Genomic DNA, 15,637 nt, shown 5'->3' on the forward strand with positions numbered 1-15,637 from the left:
CAGGCTTTTATCTTTTTATCGGACGATTTGCTGATGCACGTCCAGGATGAATTTTTTATAAGGCAAATCCAACAGCGGTAAAATATTGTTTTTGGCGATGTCCGCATGCTTTACCGCCAGCTCGTGTTGGCCTTGCTGCTCGTATATCAAAGCGATATAAGCGTCTTTTTCATAATTCATCGCGAGGTCATACGGGTGGTGAAGAAATTCCCAAATCTTATGGCGCTTTAACCAGTCGAGCGCTTCCTCGAGGCGGCCTTGTCCGTATAGAGCTTTTCCTTTCTCAATGAAAAATTGAGAAATCTCATCTTCTTTATATTTCTCCAGATTTTTATCGACAATCGCTTCCGCTTTTTCGTATTCATGTGCAAAAGAATTTAAATAATGGGCTTCCAGCAAATCCAACGTGATGTCAATTTTTTCATCATCTGAAAACTCGGCAAAGAGCCGGAGCTTATGGACGTAATAATTTTTCATGTCCTGATTGTTTTTTAAAATGGCATGGAAACTCATGACACGGTAAAGATCGTTCATCTTATAAAAAATTTGGTGCTCTTTTGAATATTCGACCGCTTCATTAATAATGCGTACGGCATCCTCATCATTGCCGATAGCAAAATACAAGATTGCTTCTACAAAATCAAAATCCAATTTTTTCAGCGAATCAAGCACAGCATCCCGGGCTTCAAAGGATTTCCGAGATTCTTGAAGCATGGAAAGGGCATCGCTGTAAAGGTGTTCGTTGAATTTCAGCATTGCACGGAACATATGGATTTCAGCGTTATTGTTCATCAAATGCAGGCCTTCATACATTTCTTCTGCTTGAGAAAGAGAAGATTGCCAGCCTTCTTTTTTGGCGTAATACAGGCTTCGGCTATAAATCTCAAGCAATCTGGCCGATTCATAACGGTATGGAAGGGAAGCAACATACGGTTCAATCTTTTCAGCAATTTGGATAAACCCATCGCTGTAATTCTCTGTCTCGGCTCGGTACATTTTCTCAACGTCTTGCAACAGCTCCCGCAATTCGCTCGTCGGAATTTCCGCTAATAATTCATCTTTATCAATGCCTAATTGCTCCGCTATATAAGACAAGCTTTCCATGGATGGATTGGCTTTATTGTTTTCGATCAAACTCAGCATCCCTTTAGTTAGTCCGCTGCCAGCAAGTGTCTGCAGCGTTAGGCCTTGTTCTTTGCGCAATTTCTTGATGCGTTCCCCTAAAGTCTCCACTTCATTCACCTCTTTTTAAAATTAGTTTAATTATATTAAACTTTCTCTTGCAATGCCAATTTAGCCATGATATATTTTGTTTAATTAAATTAAACTTTTTTTCTAAGGGGATGGAAAAAATGTCACAAGCAGCAAAGATGAAACGGGCCAGCTACCATTTATACACCTTCACGATCAGCAAGCTCATTTCTACATTCGGCAGTAGCGTCTATGCATTTGGAATCAGTTTATACGTATTGGCACTCACGGGGTCGGCTGCCAGTTTCGCTATCAATTTGATTTGCAGTATTTTGCCGCGTACAATTTTGGCGCCGTTTGCTGGGTACGCCGCAGACAATTATTCGAAGAAGAAATTAATCATCTTCTCCCAGCTCGGCGGTATTATTACAGTTAGTGGATTGTTGATGTACAGCTTGGCTATCAGTTTATCGCTGCCTGCAATTTATACAGCGACTGCCTTAGTATCGGTATTCTCGATGTTCAACGGCGTCACTTTTTCCGCATCGATTGCGAATTTAATTGATCCGGACCGCATTCAAAAAGCGATGGGGTTCAATCAGTCGGCGGTTTCGATTGCTGCCATCGGAGGGCCTGTCATTGGCGGTATGCTGTTCGGCTTCGTTTCGATGAATGTTTTCCTCGCAATTGAAATTGTGGCTTATGCCATTGCTCTTGTTCTTGAAACGACGATGAATTTCAGGCTCTTTACGAACGCCGCAGTAAAAACAGCAGATGAACCGAAACAATCGGTCATGCAGGGAATGAAGGAAGGCGTCGCTTACCTTCGGACGAACCGGGTTATTATGGTGATTGTCACAACGGCCATCGGCTTGAATTTCTTTTTCTCCGCTTTAATGATCGGTTTGCCGTTCATTGCAGTGCAGCAATTAAAAGTGGAAGCGACGCATTTCGGTATTATCGAATCAATGATTGCGGTCGGCATGCTTGCAGCATCTATTTATTTCTCGATTCGAAAAGAAGTCAAGTTCCCATTATTGTTTTCAAAAAGGGCGATTCTCGCCATGTCCGTTATTTTGGCAGCTCTTGCGTTGCCATTGGTTTTTGACATGTCTTATACAATGAATGTCTTGTACTTCATTGTCTTAATGCTCTCTTTCGGCTCATCGAATGTTTGCGTTAATACCCCGATCGGTGTCATGATGCAAAAAGATGTGGCTGAAGAATACCGGGGCCGCGTATTCGGCATCTTGGAATCGATGGCCATGGCGATGATGCCGCTCGGCTACTTATTATTCGGCTTATTATACGATTTCGTGCCGGCGCAGTATGTCATATGGGCGTGCAGCATCTGCCTCGTGCTTTTGACAGCTTACATGATGCGCGCAAGTATTTTGAAAGAAGCTTATCCAGAACTTGCAGGCACCCCGCCGGTTAAACCTGTCATTTAAATTGAAAAGCCGCACACTTGAGTAGGATTCGGGTGTGCGGCATTTTACTTATTGAGGATGTTTAGGGAAGAAAAGAACGGGAAAAGTCTAGAACACGAAACCAATATCTGAAAGGATGATGAAAAGATGGAAAAAGACAAGCCAGAAAATTTACCCGCACAAGAACAGGAACGGCAGCCTGGATTTGAATCAGAAATGACGCCTGAACCGGACTTTACTGGAAACCTTGCAGGCAAAGCGCAGCGGCTTCCAGGAAAAACGGCATTAATAACAGGCGGCGACAGCGGAATTGGACGGGCGATAGCCGTTGCTTTTGCAAAAGAAGGAGCAGACGTTGCGATTGCGTATTTGGATGAACATGAAGACGCCGAAGAAACGAAAAAACATGTGGAGCAGGAAGGGAAGCGCTGCTTGTTGATTTCAGGAGATATCGGGGATGAAGCTTTTTGCCAGGAAGCCATACAAAAAGTGATTTCTGAATTTGGAAAGTTGGACGTATTGGTCAATAATGCTGGCGAGCAGCATCTTCAAAATTCATTAAAAGATATTACTGCTGAGCAACTAGAGCGGACGTTCCGGACCAATGTCTTTGGAATGTTCCATTTAACAAAGGCGGCACTTGACCATTTGAAGCCAGGAAGTTCGATTATCAATACAACTTCCATCACCGCTTATCAAGGAATGCCGACATTGATCGATTATTCATCGACAAAAGGCGCCATTCTTTCATTTACGCGCGCCCTTTCAGGATCTCTCGCTGAAGAAGGGATCCGCGTAAACGCAGTAGCGCCAGGCCCGATCTGGACACCGCTTATTCCCGCTTCCTTCCCGGCAGACCAAGTAGCGGAATTCGGCAAAAATACGCCGCTTGGCCGCGCCGGGCAGCCGGATGAATTAGCGCCGGGCTATGTCTACTTGGCTTCTGATGATTCTTCTTATGTCACCGGGCAAGTCATTCACATCAACGGCGGTACGCCTCTTTAAACCGTATAAGATATCAAAAAAGCAAGCACCTTCTGAAGAGGTGCTTGCTTTTCCGATTTGTCGTGTAACTGATTGAAATAAACCCATGCTCCTGCGCAAGCTCGTCGCAAAGCCATTGACCTCGCAAGCTTCGGTCAATGGCTTCGCAATGTTTTAGCGGAGCTGCGGTAAATAACGATAAGCAAAATACTGAGCAGCGCTAAAGCTGCGGACAGGTAATACACAGAGCCGGATTGGATGGTCAATAGCCACGTGAAAAAGAGAGGGCCGATGATGCGTCCCATATTATCCATGGAGTAAGTCATGCCGGCTGCTGTCCCGTACTTCCCGCCGGATTCTTTGGAAGTCAGCGAGACGAGCACGGTTCTGGCCAATGCATTGCCGGCAGTGAACACGCTCAGTGCAACACCTGCAAAGATGAGGCTGCTGGTGAATGGCAGCATCAATAGGCCGATAGCCGTTACAATTTGAGCGCCGATAATCCACTTGGTTTCAGAACCGTCTTTAACTCTGCGCACTACGCCTCCTTGTATGGCTGCATCTACGAGCCCGCTTGCCATGAAGAGGTAGCCTAACTGAAGCGGCGTGATTTCGATTTGGTCAATCTGGAACAATTGGAACGTCGATTCAAGTCCCGCCAATAAAAATGTCACAGCAAATGAAAAGAGGAATAAATAGCGGATGCGGTATTGCCAAAGAATGCTGCCGCCTTTTGGCAAAAGTTTCCGCTTCACGGCTTCGCCTTGGCGTGTCGGTTCTTTTAGAACGAGGCTCGCATAGAACATTAACAGCAACACTAAAATAGCGGAAGCTGTGAAAGGGAGCGAGAGTGAAACGGCACCGAGCAATCCGCCGATCGCCGGTCCGAAGATAAAGCCGAGCCCAATCGACATGCCAAGCAGTCCCATGTATTTATTGCGTTCATCGTCTGTTGTAATGTCCGCGACATAGCCGGTAACGGCCGTGTAAAGTGCCCCGGAGAAAAGCCCGCCGATAATCCGCGATGCATAAAGCAAAACGAGATGATCAAGAAACAGGGAAAAAAGGAAAAAGCTCAGGCTGAAACCGGCCAGGCCGATTAAAATCAGTTTTTTTCGGCCGGTCTGGTCAGACAAACGGCCCCACAATGGTGCTGTGAAAAAAGAGGAAAGCGCATAAATAGTAATGAGTCCGCCGACATGGATATCGGAATAACCTTGCTGCACTACGACTTCCGGCAAAACGGGGATGATGATGCCAAACCCCAGATAAACAAAAAATTGCACGGACATCAGTAATAAAATGGTTTTCTTCATAAATAAAACTCCTGCTTTCTAAATAAAGGCTTTGGTGCCATTTTACCCTTGTTTTAATGCAGCGACAAACGAATTTGTAAAGAGTTGTGGAGTGGACGGGGAACTTTTTAAAAGATGGAGAAGGATCGTAAATAAAGTAAACTCGTTTCTTCACAAATTATTTACTTTGTCATCAAAATGATAAGTTTAAAATCTTGAAATGATGGTATTATAACAGAGACACAGAAAAGTCAAACATTATGTAATTTAAACGAAACTAGGCAAACTGGCCAACGTCTTAATAAATAACTAAAACATAAAGAGGTGATCTGGATGGCGAAAAAAGTAGAAGTTCGCAAAATCGTTTCAAACTTATCGAAACTGGGAATCCAAGCAAAAATCACAAAGCCGCGCGTAGAACTCTTTAGAGCATTAGCATTGCCGCAAACACAATCGCAAACATAAAACTCCGGCGCAGGGCGTCGGAGTTTTTATGTGGAGAATATAATCGTTAGTTCGTTATTCGGATTCTTTCTCATTTCCGAACATATAGGTCTTGTGGTGGAACTTCATACTGAACACAATGCCGAGTGCAAGCATATTCCCGATCAGCGAGCTTCCTCCGTAGCTGATGAATGGCAGCGGAATTCCGGTGATCGGCAAAAGTTGGATGGTCATGCCGATGTTCTGGAAAACGTGGAACGTAATCATGGCTATGATTCCGGCACATACATAGGTGCTGAATGTGTCTTTCAGCTCCAGCGTAATTTTAGTCAAATGATAAATCAGCATGAAGAATAAGATAATGACGGCACTTGCACCGATGAAACCGAAATCTTCCGAAATGACCGTGAAGATAAAATCCGTGTGGTTTTCTGGTACGTACACTTCGCGCCCTTGAAACCCTTTGCCGAACACTTCACCGGAACCAATAGCGTTCATAGCGGCAATCAAGTTATAGCCATCCGTATCTGCGTATTCATACGGATCGAGCCATGTGTAGATCCGGGCAAGCGCATAAGGTTTGATCCCTAATACATTGGAAAGGAAGTCCTGCATGTAGACGGCCATCCATAAAAGGGTTCCTCCAATGACCGCGACTCCTCCAAAGCTTGGCACGATGATTTTCCAAGAGATGCCGGCAACGACAATCAAGGCGAGTGTAATCGCGATAAATACAAGGGCGGTCCCAAGATCTGGCTGTGTCAGGATAAAGGCCAGCGGGATAAACAGCATGATGCCGATTTTTCCAAGAAGAACAAAATCAGTTTTTAAGGTTTTTAACGGATTTTTTTCATGGTGCGCGGAAATCATCTTGGCCATGGCCAGTATATAGAAGGTTTTCATGAATTCAGCGGGCTGAAGATTGACGACAGGTGTATGGAACCAGGCTTTCGCCCCATTGACCGGTTCTGCAATCTGGCCAGGGCCGCCAGGAGAAATCATCAAAACAAACAATAGGAAAATACCGAAACCATATAGGTAATAAGACATTTTTTTGTATTGATCCGAGTCAAAATACATAAGAACAGAAATCATGCCGATCGAAACAACGTAGAAAACTGCTTGGCGCGGGACAAAGTTTGTTGGGTATATCCCAGCGGTTTGGGCGGAAGATATTGCCAATAAACTGACGACGAAAAAGAGAAATAATATGAAAGCTAACGGCCAATCTACGCGATCGGCGAAGCCTTTATTTGTTTGCATGAGCGTTCACCTGTACTTTTTTATTATTATAAGCCGGATTACATTATAACGTATTCCCTTCGAATATGCCTATACCAAAAGTAATGACGCAAATAGAGCTAGGATGTTTCATATTTCAGTGGAATGGTCGTATAATAGTTGAGAAGAATGGAGTGGGGAATATGGTGAAAAAACCGTTAAACGCGGATTATTATATACAGCACTTATATATTTATTTGAATGACGCGGATCAATTCGCTCTTTTCAGCGGACTCACCTTTGCTCATTTTATCGATGCGATGAAAATGCCGAAGAATCTTTTATTATTAAAGCATGCTTATGACGATGCTTCGTTCAATATGCATACTTATATGGAGTTTGTTGCAGAGGAAGAATATGCGCAGCTTCGGAAAGCCTGGCTCAATAAGAAAAGCGAGTTTTGCTGGATCGATTTTAAGAGCGAGAAGCAGTTAAATTCATTGACCCCGCAAGAACAGGCGGAGCTTCTCTACATCGGACATAAAAAGGAAACCGTGCGTCCTCCTTTTTATTCGACGCTGCAAAACGAATTTGTTTATCTATCCAGTGAGGAAGAGCAGACCACGAAGATTTACTTCCGCCATCTGGAAAGGCTGAACGAATTAGTTGGAAATTATTTTACTCAAGTGATCCGCAGAGAAACATCGGGCCAGAACTTCTTTCGCCGCAAGACGCGTGACTTGGTGCCGGAATTGCCGAGGGAAATTCTGGAGTCGCTGAAACGCGAGTACCGAGAAGGCGCTTTAATTTCCTTGGCGGATCCTGAGAAAACGAAAAATACGATTGAATTGCATATTCGGTCTGTTGAGGAAATTTCGTTTCTGGATGAATTCTGGTCGGATATCAAACATTACACAAAACAGGACGTCAGCCGGAAAATTGTGTTTGACCGCAAAACGAAGCAGTGGAAATAACGCTCGGAAACGAGGGTTATTTTTTTTGAAAAGGCTCAGGCTGAATAGTGTTAAATGAGGAAGGAAAGTGTGGAAAACATGGCGTGGATCTATTTAACGATAGCCGGATTGACGGAAATCGTCTGGGCAATCGGTTTGAAGTTTGCGGACGGCTTTACGAATATCGGGCCATCGATTGTCACTTTGTTGTTTATCGTGGTCAGCTTTCTATTGTTCGCAAAAGCAATGGCGGTTATTCCAATCGGCACCGCTTATGCCGTTTTTACAGGAATTGGAGCGGCCGGCACTGCCATACTCGGAATTTCACTGTTTGGCGAAAATGCCAGCTTTGAAAAAATCGTGTTTTTAGGCTTATTGATTTTTGGGATTATCGGATTAAAAGTTGTAGACGGCAAAGAAGCGGCGAATGAAGGAGGCGATTCTTGATGGCATGGCTGACCTTAATAATTGCCGGATGTTTTGAAGTGGCTTTCGTGACGACCATGAAATTATCAGAAGGCTTTAAAGTAAAGAAGTATACGGTCCTAACCATATTAAGTGGAGCACTCAGTTTCTATTTGCTGTCACGGGCCTTGACGGAAATTGCTGTAGGCACCGGCTATGCAGTTTGGACAGGAATCGGTGCAGCTGGCAGTGTAGTCGTCGGCATGCTGTTTTTTAAAGAAAGCAGACAGCCAGCAAAATTGTTTTTCTTGACGTGTATAATTGCAGGGGTAGCTGGATTGAAAATCTTCGGCGGTTGACAGAAAAAAATTTTAGTCTCCCGTTGTTCGTGATAAACTAGTCATTATGCAAAAAGAATTCAACAAAATGAAAAAGCCGAGAGTTCGGGCTTATATATTAGCGGAGGTTTTTCAGAATGAAAAAACGAATCGGTTTATTATATGGAGGAAAGTCAGCGGAACATGAAGTCTCGCTATCCACTGCGCAAGCCGTAACTCAAGCATTGAACTTTGAGAAATACGAAGTTTTTCCTATCTATATCACACATGAAGGCGAATGGAAAAAAGGTGCGATGCTTGAAGGCCCAGTCCAAAGCATCGAGCAGCTTCAATTGAGTGAAGAGACCTCTTCTCCAAATGACATTTCAGGGTTCCTTCCATCTGAACAGGAGCAGAATCTAGAAGTCATTATCCCGCTTCTTCACGGGCCAAACGGTGAAGACGGGACTGTACAGGGCTTGCTTGAAGTTTTGAATTTACCTTATGTCGGCAATGGAGTACTTGCTTCATCAGCGGGTATGGATAAAGTAGTCATGAAGCAATTATTCGAAATCGCTGGGTTGAAACAAACACCTTATGTTTATTTTATTCGCAGGGATTGGATGGCGGATCAGAGCTATTGGGCAAACAAAGTGGAAAGCGAATTGCAATGGCCGGTATTTGTCAAACCGGCGAATCTCGGATCAAGCGTAGGCATCAGCCGGGCAGAAAACCCGGAGGAATTGATTGCAGCTGTTGAAGAGGCGTCGAAATTCGACCGCAAAATCGTCGTGGAACAAGGCGTCGTGGCCAGAGAAATCGAAATCGGCGTACTCGGCAACGATGTTCCTGAATGTTCGGTTGCTGGAGAAATCAAACCGCTAAAAGCTTTCTATGATTACCAGGCGAAATACAAAGATGGCAATACGGCTATGATCATCCCGGCTGAACTGGATGCAGGAGTCTATGAAGAATTAGTGATTGCAGCTAAAAAAGCGTTTAAAATTCTGGATTGTTCCGGCCTTGTCCGTGCGGATTTCTTCGTTACCGCTGAAAATGAGCTATTGATCAATGAAGTCAACACATTGCCAGGGTTCACGCCTTACAGCATGTTCCCGCTCCTATGGGAAAACACAGGATTGCCTTATCCGGAGCTGATTGAACGCTTGGTCAAACTTGCGATCGAACGCCATGAGGAAAAGCAATTACTACAAGTTAAAATAGATTGAGTGGAGAAGCCGAATGAAAAAAAAGATTGAACAAATTGCCAAGTGGCTTGGAGTTAAGACGAGTTTTAAAGGAATCGAAGTGACAGGTGCCTCGATCAATACGAGAACGCTTAAGCCGGGAGATCTGTTTATCCCGTTCCGCGGTGAAAATGTCAATGGACATAAATATGTGGTGCAAGCATTTGAGGCGGGGGCCGCTGCAGCCTTGTGGCAGCGCGACGAACCAAATCCGCCAGAAGACCTTCCGCTATTGCTAGTGGACGATTGTGAGGTAGCCTTGCAGGAAATGGCCAGAGCTTATCGCGACGAATTGTCCGTCACGGTCATCGGCATCACTGGCTCAAACGGGAAAACTTCGACAAAAGATCTAGTGGCGAGTGTCTTGAAACCCTATTTCAAAGTCCAGAAAACCCAGGGGAATTACAATAATGAAATCGGTTTGCCGCTTACCATCCTGTCGCTTGACGAAGATACGAAATTCGCTGTCCTGGAAATGGGCATGAGCGGATTTGGACAGATTGAGTTCTTGTCGGAACTTGCGCGCCCGGATTATGCCATCATCACCAATATCGGCGAAGCGCATATGCAGGATCTCGGATCAAGAGAAGGAATTGCACAGGCGAAGTTTGAGATCACTGCAGGACTGGAAAGCCATGGCAAGCTTTTCTATGACGGCGATGAACCGTTGTTGCTTCCATTCGTGGAGAATTTCCCGCAAGCGGTATCTTTCGGTTTTGACGATAATAATGAATTGACCGTAACCGATATTAAAGCAACCGAGAATGGCAGCAGCTTCCTCGTCAGTGGAATTATTGATGCAGCATTCACCATTCCGGTGCTGGGCGAGCATCAAGTGAAGAACACCTTGTCTGCGATTTTAGTGGCACTTGAAGCGGGCCTTTCGGAAGAAGATATCCGTAAGTCGCTGAAAGATGCAGCGCTGACCGATATGCGTATGCAAATCATTAAAACCGAACAAGGCGCTACGTTCATCAATGACGCTTATAACGCTGCGCCGTCTTCGATGAATGCGGCTTTGAATTTCATCCGTGAAACCACGATGAAAGACGATAAGTGGGTAGTCCTAGGCGACATGCTGGAGCTTGGTGAAAACGAACAATCCTATCACGAAGCTTTAGTGAAAAACATTTCAGAAGATATTGCAGGCGTTTGCTTATACGGACCGCGCATGAAATGGCTTTATGATAAAATGCTTCCTTCTTTTAAAGGGGAACTCTTGTGGAGCGAAGACGATTATGCACCTATCGTGTCATTGCTCAAAGAAAAAATCACTCCGGATTCAATCATCTTGGTCAAAGGCTCACGCGGCATGGCCTTGGAAAATATCATCGAGCCTTTTACCGGGCAATAATAGACTCTGCTTGGCGGGAAGCTTTCCTACTGAGTAGAGTTTCTGTTTATCTTGAAGCGAAAGTGGTGAGCGGTTTGAAGACAGGTGTTTTATGCATCCATGGCTTTACAGGCGGTCCTTTTGAAGTACAGCCGTTTGCCGATTATATAAAAGAACATACCGACTGGATTGTGGAAGTGCCGACATTGCCGGGGCATGGCGAAAAACTCAACCTGAAAAAAATGACTGCGGAGCATTGGATGATGGAAGCTGAGCTTGCAATGCGCAAGTTGAAAAAAAGAGTCGACCGCGTCATCGTTGTCGGATTTTCCATGGGCGGTTTGATTGCGATGTATTTGTCGCTGCGCTATAAAATAGAACGCCTTGTCCTGTTGAGCGCTGCTGTTAAATACATCAGCGCTGCCCAAATGCTAAAAGAAGTCAAAGAAGCGGCAGCGGATGCAATTAACGGCCGGCTGGCCCAAAATCCATTGTTTCATCTCTATGAATACAAGTTGACGCATACGCCCATCGGTTCAGCTATTGAATTTCTGCGGGTGGTTAAAATGGTAGAGCCGTATTATAAAACCATCAAAATCCCGGTTTGCATCGTCCAAGGCAAAGAAGATGGCATCGTTCCGGCGGCGGCTGCAGATTTCATTTACGAGAATATCGGTTCTCTTGATAAACAGATCATCCATTCGGATTCAGGGAAGCATTTGATTTGCTACAGCGATGATTGCGAAGACTGGTTTAGCGAAGCGCTGTATTTCATGAAGCAGCAAAAAGAGTAAACTGATTATTAGAACCTTTGCGTATTGATTGCAAGTAGGAGGAAATCGTGTTATTCTGTTGAAAGCAATGGATACATTTTTGAAGCACTCTTCCCTGTGAAGAGTATTTTTTTGAGCAAAACGGTTTGTTCTACTTACAGGGTTTCAAACACCCGCCGATCAGACCGCTCGGCAAAGCCCGAGCTTTTCCTGTTCACACATCCCCTCTGACTTAAAACTACAGAGTATGATTTTCGACGTGAAAGTTCCTCATAAAGGCTCGACCTTGTCACGAATTCATCTAAAATGTACACCATTTGTAAATCAGATGAAGACAAAAGGAGATTGAAAAAATTTGGTAAAATTTTCAGAATTAAATCTTAGTGAAACAACTTTGAAGTCCGTACGACGCATGGGGTTTGAAGAAGCAACACCAATCCAAGAAGGTACGATCCGTCTTGGAATGGAAGGCAAAGACATTATCGGACAAGCACAAACGGGTACAGGTAAAACAACTGCATTCGGTATTCCTTTGATTGAAAAAATCGACACTAAAGACGGTAATGTCCAAGGATTGATCATCGCGCCAACCCGCGAATTGGCAATCCAGGTCTCTGAAGAGCTTTACAGACTGGGCCAAGACAAAAACGTGCGCATCCTTTCAGTATACGGAGGCCAAGAAATCGGCCGTCAAATCCGTGCACTTAAAAACCGCCCACAAATTATCGTTGGTACACCAGGACGTCTATTAGACCACATTAACCGCCGTACGCTTAAATTGGACAATGTAAACACATTGATCCTTGACGAAGCAGACGAAATGTTGAACATGGGCTTCATCGAAGACATCCAAACAATCATGGCCACTGTCCCTGAAAGTCGCCAAACCCTGTTGTTCTCAGCAACTATGCCGGATGCAATCCGCCGCATTGCAGAGAAGTTCATGAAGACTCCAGAGATCGTTAAGATTAAATCGAAAGAAATGACTGTTGAAAACATCGAGCAGTTCTATGTGAAATCAGTAGAACGCGAGAAATTCGACATCCTTTCACGTCTTTTGAATGTTCAACAGCCAGAACTTGCAATCATCTTCGGCCGTACAAAACGCCGGGTTGACGAATTGGCTAAAGCTTTGAATATCCGCGGCTACGTAGCTGAAGGAATTCATGGTGACCTTAGCCAAGCAAAACGTATGTCTGTATTGAAACAATTCAAAGCAGGCAAAGTCGACATCTTAGTTGCAACTGACGTAGCAGCTCGCGGACTTGATATCTCAGGCGTATCACACGTATACAACTTTGATATTCCACAAGATCCTGAAAGCTATGTCCACCGTATCGGCCGTACTGGCCGTGCTGGTAAAAAAGGAGTCGCAGTCACGTTTGTAACACCGCGTGAAATGGGCTACTTGGGCATCGTTGAACGTACAACGAAGAAGAAAATGGAAGCATTGGTTCCTCCAACTGCTGACGAGGCTGTACTTGGCCAAAAACGCGTTGCAATGGAACAATTGATCGAAATGACAGAGAAAAACAACTTAGGCGATTACCGTGCATTTGCTACGGAAATGCTTGAGAAGTTCGACGCTGTTGATTTGATTGCTGCTGCACTTAAAACAATGACGAAAGAGCCGGAAGATATTCCAGTTCAAATTTCTGAAGAGCGCCCACTTCCTTCACGTGGAGGCGGCGGATACAAAGGCAAAGGCGGACGCAGCGGAGGCGGCGGTGGCTATAAAGGCAACCGTTCATCTGGTTCAGGCCGTCCATCATCATCAAGCCGTCCATCTTCAGGCGCAAGCCGTCGCCGCGAAGGCGGAAGCGGTTCAGGTCGTCCAGGACGTACACGTCGTCACGAATCTTAAGATTTCTTAAAATAGAAGGCGGATGCGGAAACAGGAAACTGTTGCCGCATCCGCCTTTTTTGCTTATTCAATTTGCGTTACAATAGAATGAAACATTTACCACTTTGAATCGTATTAAGAGTTACTATATAGAAACGGGGAGAAGCAAATGGATACTCAACCAAAAAATCAAATTTCTGTAAAAGGGTTAAAGGTCTGGCGCTTATACGGAATGATTGAAACCTTAGTCATTGCCTTGCTTGCGATTGGGGCGGGAGTGCTTACATACTTTTTTGAATGGCCATCTTGGCTTTATGCGATTTACATAGCGTTTCCAGTGCTTTTCGGCTTCCTCTTCATTTATTTGTTTCCGAAAATCCGCTGGCAGCGCTGGCGTTACGAAGTGCGGGAGCAGGAAATCGAACTGCAGCACGGGCTTTTTATCATCAAGCGCACTTTAGTGCCGATGGTGCGTGTGCAGCATGTCGACACAGAACAAGGGCCTATTTTAAGGAAGTATAATCTAGCAGAGATATCCATCTCCACAGCGGCAACCACTCATACCATTCCTGCTTTGGTCACAGAGGAAGCGGATGATTTGAGAGCCCGCATCTCTGTACTTGCAAGGGTGGCGGAAGATGATGTCTGAAACCTACTATAAATTGCATCCGATCTCAGCGCTTATCAATTTTCTGAAGGGCTTAAAAGAATTGCTGATTCCTTTTCTCGTCATTTTCGGAGTGAATCTATTCAGGGATGGCGGCATTAGCGGCATGTTTTCAAATGGCTGGCAGGGATTGATTCCGCTGATAATTGGTGGGGCGGTCCTGCTATTCATCTTGGTAGGCGGGATCGTCAAATGGAAGCGGTTCGTCTATTGGTTTGAAGATGGAGAACTTCGCATCGAGTACGGATTGTTCGTTAAGAAAAAGCGTTATATTCCATTTGACCGAATCCAGAGCCTGAATTATACGGAAGGCATTTTTCACCGTCCGCTCGGTTTGGTCAAAGTGAAAGTGGAAACTGCAGGAACCGGCAAAACCGGTGAAGCGGAAGCGGAACTGACGGCGATCTCACGTGAAGATGCTGATCGGATCGAAGAGAAGATGGAAGAAGCGAAACGCGGGTTCCATAAAAGAGAAACGGTAGATTTAGAAGATGGTGCCGAGCGTGAAATAGCTGTACCGGAACCTGAAATGGCTGAAAAAAAGATTCTTCATACCAAATACCGGATGAACATGAAAGAATTATTGGTTTTGGCCACCACTTCCGGCGGGATTGGTGTTGTTCTTTCAGCGGTAGCTGTTTTCTTTTCGCAGTTTTCGGAGTTGATCCCTTACGACGCAATCTATGAAGAAGTCATGATTTTCCTTCGCTTCGGTTATTTGATTGTCGCGTTGACGATCTTTATGGGATTGCTGGCGGCCTGGGCCATTTCGGTCATTTTGACGATTTTGGCCAACTATCAATTCACGATCCAGACAGATGATGACCATATTTATTTGACTCGCGGGTTGTTGGAGAAAAAGAAGGTATCCGTGCCATTTAAGCGGATACAAGGCATTAAAATTTCCCAAAACCCTTTGCGGGAATGGTTCGGCTATGCGACAGTAACGGTTGAAAGTGCGGGAGGGTCTTTAGGGGACAAGGATGAGAAAATAAGGCTATTTCCTTTAGCTAAAAAAGAGACACTCATTCCAATTTTAGAAGAGCTGTTCCCCGAGATGGAATGGCGGCCGGAAATGCTCAAAGCCCCGAAGCGAAGCGTCCATTTCTTTTATCGTCTGGACTTTATTTGGATGATTCCTGTAATTGGATCGCTGAGCTATTTCTTTTATCCGTATGGGCTTTTGTCTCTTATCGTTGTGCCATTAACTATTGCGCTAGGTGTCTGGCAGCACCGGACGGTCGGCTATTCCTTGGCAGATCGGCAATTGACGATGGAGTTTAGAGGCATCAGCAAGCATACATTCTTCATGATGAAAAAGAGAATTCAAGCAGTGGAAATTTCGAGCAGCTATTTCCAACGGCGTAAAGGCTTGGCTTCAGCGCAAGCGACAATCATGTCGGGCTTGCTTGGAGCCACTGCCCGAGTGGAACATATGGAGCGGCAAGATGCGAGCCGTATCCTTGCTTGGTATGAGCCTTCCAACCAAAAGGCGGAAGAAAATGAAAAAAGTCAGCCGGAATTATCCGGCTGA

Annotated in this window: 15 protein-coding genes; 12 read left to right on the forward strand and 3 right to left on the reverse strand. The window is 44.9% G+C overall.

The features are described from left to right. Positions 1–15: 15 nt before the first annotated feature. On the reverse strand, positions 16–1,233 hold the full coding sequence (locus AC2EXB_RS02955; protein WP_483603566.1) for a helix-turn-helix domain-containing protein: 1,218 nt from the start codon (positions 1,231–1,233) through the stop codon (positions 16–18). Positions 1,234–1,352: 119 nt separating this feature from the next. Between AC2EXB_RS02955 and AC2EXB_RS02960 the strand changes: the two genes are divergently transcribed. Together AC2EXB_RS02960 and AC2EXB_RS02965 are read left to right on the forward strand one after the other, a co-directional pair. Next, entirely contained in the window at positions 1,353–2,642 is a 1,290-nt protein-coding gene (locus tag AC2EXB_RS02960; RefSeq protein WP_483603567.1) for an MFS transporter, read from the forward strand. Between the two features lie 126 nt (positions 2,643–2,768). Beyond that, positions 2,769–3,626, forward strand: coding sequence for an SDR family oxidoreductase (locus tag AC2EXB_RS02965; protein WP_251477280.1), 858 nt, complete (start codon positions 2,769–2,771; stop codon positions 3,624–3,626). Positions 3,627–3,760: 134 nt separating this feature from the next. Here the strand turns inward: AC2EXB_RS02965 and AC2EXB_RS02970 are convergent, their stop codons facing one another. After that, positions 3,761–4,921, reverse strand: coding sequence for an MFS transporter (locus tag AC2EXB_RS02970; protein WP_483603568.1), 1,161 nt, complete (start codon positions 4,919–4,921; stop codon positions 3,761–3,763). A gap of 312 nt (positions 4,922–5,233) precedes the next feature. Here AC2EXB_RS02970 and AC2EXB_RS02975 point away from each other — a divergent pair, with 312 nt between their 5' ends. Further along, positions 5,234–5,365, forward strand: coding sequence for an Lmo0850 family protein (locus AC2EXB_RS02975; protein WP_251477275.1), 132 nt, complete (start codon positions 5,234–5,236; stop codon positions 5,363–5,365). A 54-nt stretch (positions 5,366–5,419) separates the two neighbouring features. Here the strand turns inward: AC2EXB_RS02975 and AC2EXB_RS02980 are convergent, their stop codons facing one another. Beyond that, entirely contained in the window at positions 5,420–6,607 is a 1,188-nt protein-coding gene (locus AC2EXB_RS02980) for an FtsW/RodA/SpoVE family cell cycle protein (RefSeq protein ID WP_483603570.1), read from the reverse strand. A 161-nt stretch (positions 6,608–6,768) separates the two neighbouring features. On the opposite strand from AC2EXB_RS02980, the gene AC2EXB_RS02985 reads away from it, so the two are divergent. From AC2EXB_RS02985 to AC2EXB_RS03025, 9 genes are all read left to right on the forward strand, one after another. Then, positions 6,769–7,539 carry a hypothetical protein gene (locus AC2EXB_RS02985; RefSeq protein ID WP_483603571.1) on the forward strand — a complete coding sequence of 257 codons (771 nt, stop codon included), beginning with the start codon at positions 6,769–6,771 and terminating at the stop codon, positions 7,537–7,539. Positions 7,540–7,617: 78 nt separating this feature from the next. Next, positions 7,618–7,965 carry a DMT family transporter gene (locus AC2EXB_RS02990; protein ID WP_235199250.1) on the forward strand — a complete coding sequence of 116 codons (348 nt, stop codon included), beginning with the start codon at positions 7,618–7,620 and terminating at the stop codon, positions 7,963–7,965. Then, positions 7,965–8,282 carry a DMT family transporter gene (locus AC2EXB_RS02995; protein ID WP_483603573.1) on the forward strand — a complete coding sequence of 106 codons (318 nt, stop codon included), beginning with the start codon at positions 7,965–7,967 and terminating at the stop codon, positions 8,280–8,282. Before AC2EXB_RS02990 ends, AC2EXB_RS02995 begins: the two co-directional genes overlap by 1 nt. Before the next feature lie 116 nt (positions 8,283–8,398). After that, on the forward strand, positions 8,399–9,469 hold the full coding sequence (locus AC2EXB_RS03000; protein WP_483603574.1) for a D-alanine--D-alanine ligase: 1,071 nt from the start codon (positions 8,399–8,401) through the stop codon (positions 9,467–9,469). Between the two features lie 13 nt (positions 9,470–9,482). Further along, the gene (locus tag AC2EXB_RS03005) at positions 9,483–10,841 is read left to right on the forward strand and encodes a UDP-N-acetylmuramoyl-tripeptide--D-alanyl-D-alanine ligase (RefSeq protein ID WP_483603576.1); all 1,359 of its coding nucleotides are present in this window, start codon (positions 9,483–9,485) and stop codon (positions 10,839–10,841) included. 74 nt (positions 10,842–10,915) lie between these two features. After that, a complete protein-coding gene (locus tag AC2EXB_RS03010) occupies positions 10,916–11,614 on the forward strand; it encodes an alpha/beta hydrolase (protein WP_235198184.1) in 699 nt (232 codons plus the stop codon). A gap of 334 nt (positions 11,615–11,948) precedes the next feature. Next, positions 11,949–13,457, forward strand: a complete 1,509-nt coding sequence (cshA, locus tag AC2EXB_RS03015; protein WP_251477254.1) for a degradosome RNA helicase CshA — start codon at positions 11,949–11,951, stop codon at positions 13,455–13,457. 148 nt (positions 13,458–13,605) lie between these two features. Then, complete coding sequence (locus AC2EXB_RS03020; RefSeq protein ID WP_235198185.1) at positions 13,606–14,085, forward strand: PH domain-containing protein; 480 nt, start codon at positions 13,606–13,608, stop codon at positions 14,083–14,085. Beyond that, the gene (locus tag AC2EXB_RS03025; RefSeq protein ID WP_483603579.1) at positions 14,078–15,637 is read left to right on the forward strand and encodes a PH domain-containing protein; all 1,560 of its coding nucleotides are present in this window, start codon (positions 14,078–14,080) and stop codon (positions 15,635–15,637) included. The genes AC2EXB_RS03020 and AC2EXB_RS03025 overlap by 8 nt, the downstream gene beginning before the upstream one ends.

This window comes from Planococcus alkaliphilus (genome assembly GCF_057031095.1).

Coding starts and splice junctions, on each gene's coding strand:
- AC2EXB_RS02985 (WP_483603571.1), top strand. CDS start 6,769: ATGGTGAAAAAACCGTTAAACGCGGATTATTATATACAGCACTTATAT.
- AC2EXB_RS02975 (WP_251477275.1), top strand. CDS start 5,234: ATGGCGAAAAAAGTAGAAGTTCGCAAAATCGTTTCAAACTTATCGAAA.
- AC2EXB_RS02980 (WP_483603570.1), bottom strand. CDS start 6,607: ATGCAAACAAATAAAGGCTTCGCCGATCGCGTAGATTGGCCGTTAGCT.
- AC2EXB_RS02990 (WP_235199250.1), top strand. CDS start 7,618: ATGGCGTGGATCTATTTAACGATAGCCGGATTGACGGAAATCGTCTGG.
- AC2EXB_RS03020 (WP_235198185.1), top strand. CDS start 13,606: ATGGATACTCAACCAAAAAATCAAATTTCTGTAAAAGGGTTAAAGGTC.
- AC2EXB_RS02960 (WP_483603567.1), top strand. CDS start 1,353: ATGTCACAAGCAGCAAAGATGAAACGGGCCAGCTACCATTTATACACC.
- AC2EXB_RS02995 (WP_483603573.1), top strand. CDS start 7,965: ATGGCATGGCTGACCTTAATAATTGCCGGATGTTTTGAAGTGGCTTTC.
- AC2EXB_RS02965 (WP_251477280.1), top strand. CDS start 2,769: ATGGAAAAAGACAAGCCAGAAAATTTACCCGCACAAGAACAGGAACGG.
- AC2EXB_RS02970 (WP_483603568.1), bottom strand. CDS start 4,921: ATGAAGAAAACCATTTTATTACTGATGTCCGTGCAATTTTTTGTTTAT.
- AC2EXB_RS03025 (WP_483603579.1), top strand. CDS start 14,078: ATGTCTGAAACCTACTATAAATTGCATCCGATCTCAGCGCTTATCAAT.
- AC2EXB_RS03005 (WP_483603576.1), top strand. CDS start 9,483: ATGAAAAAAAAGATTGAACAAATTGCCAAGTGGCTTGGAGTTAAGACG.
- AC2EXB_RS03000 (WP_483603574.1), top strand. CDS start 8,399: ATGAAAAAACGAATCGGTTTATTATATGGAGGAAAGTCAGCGGAACAT.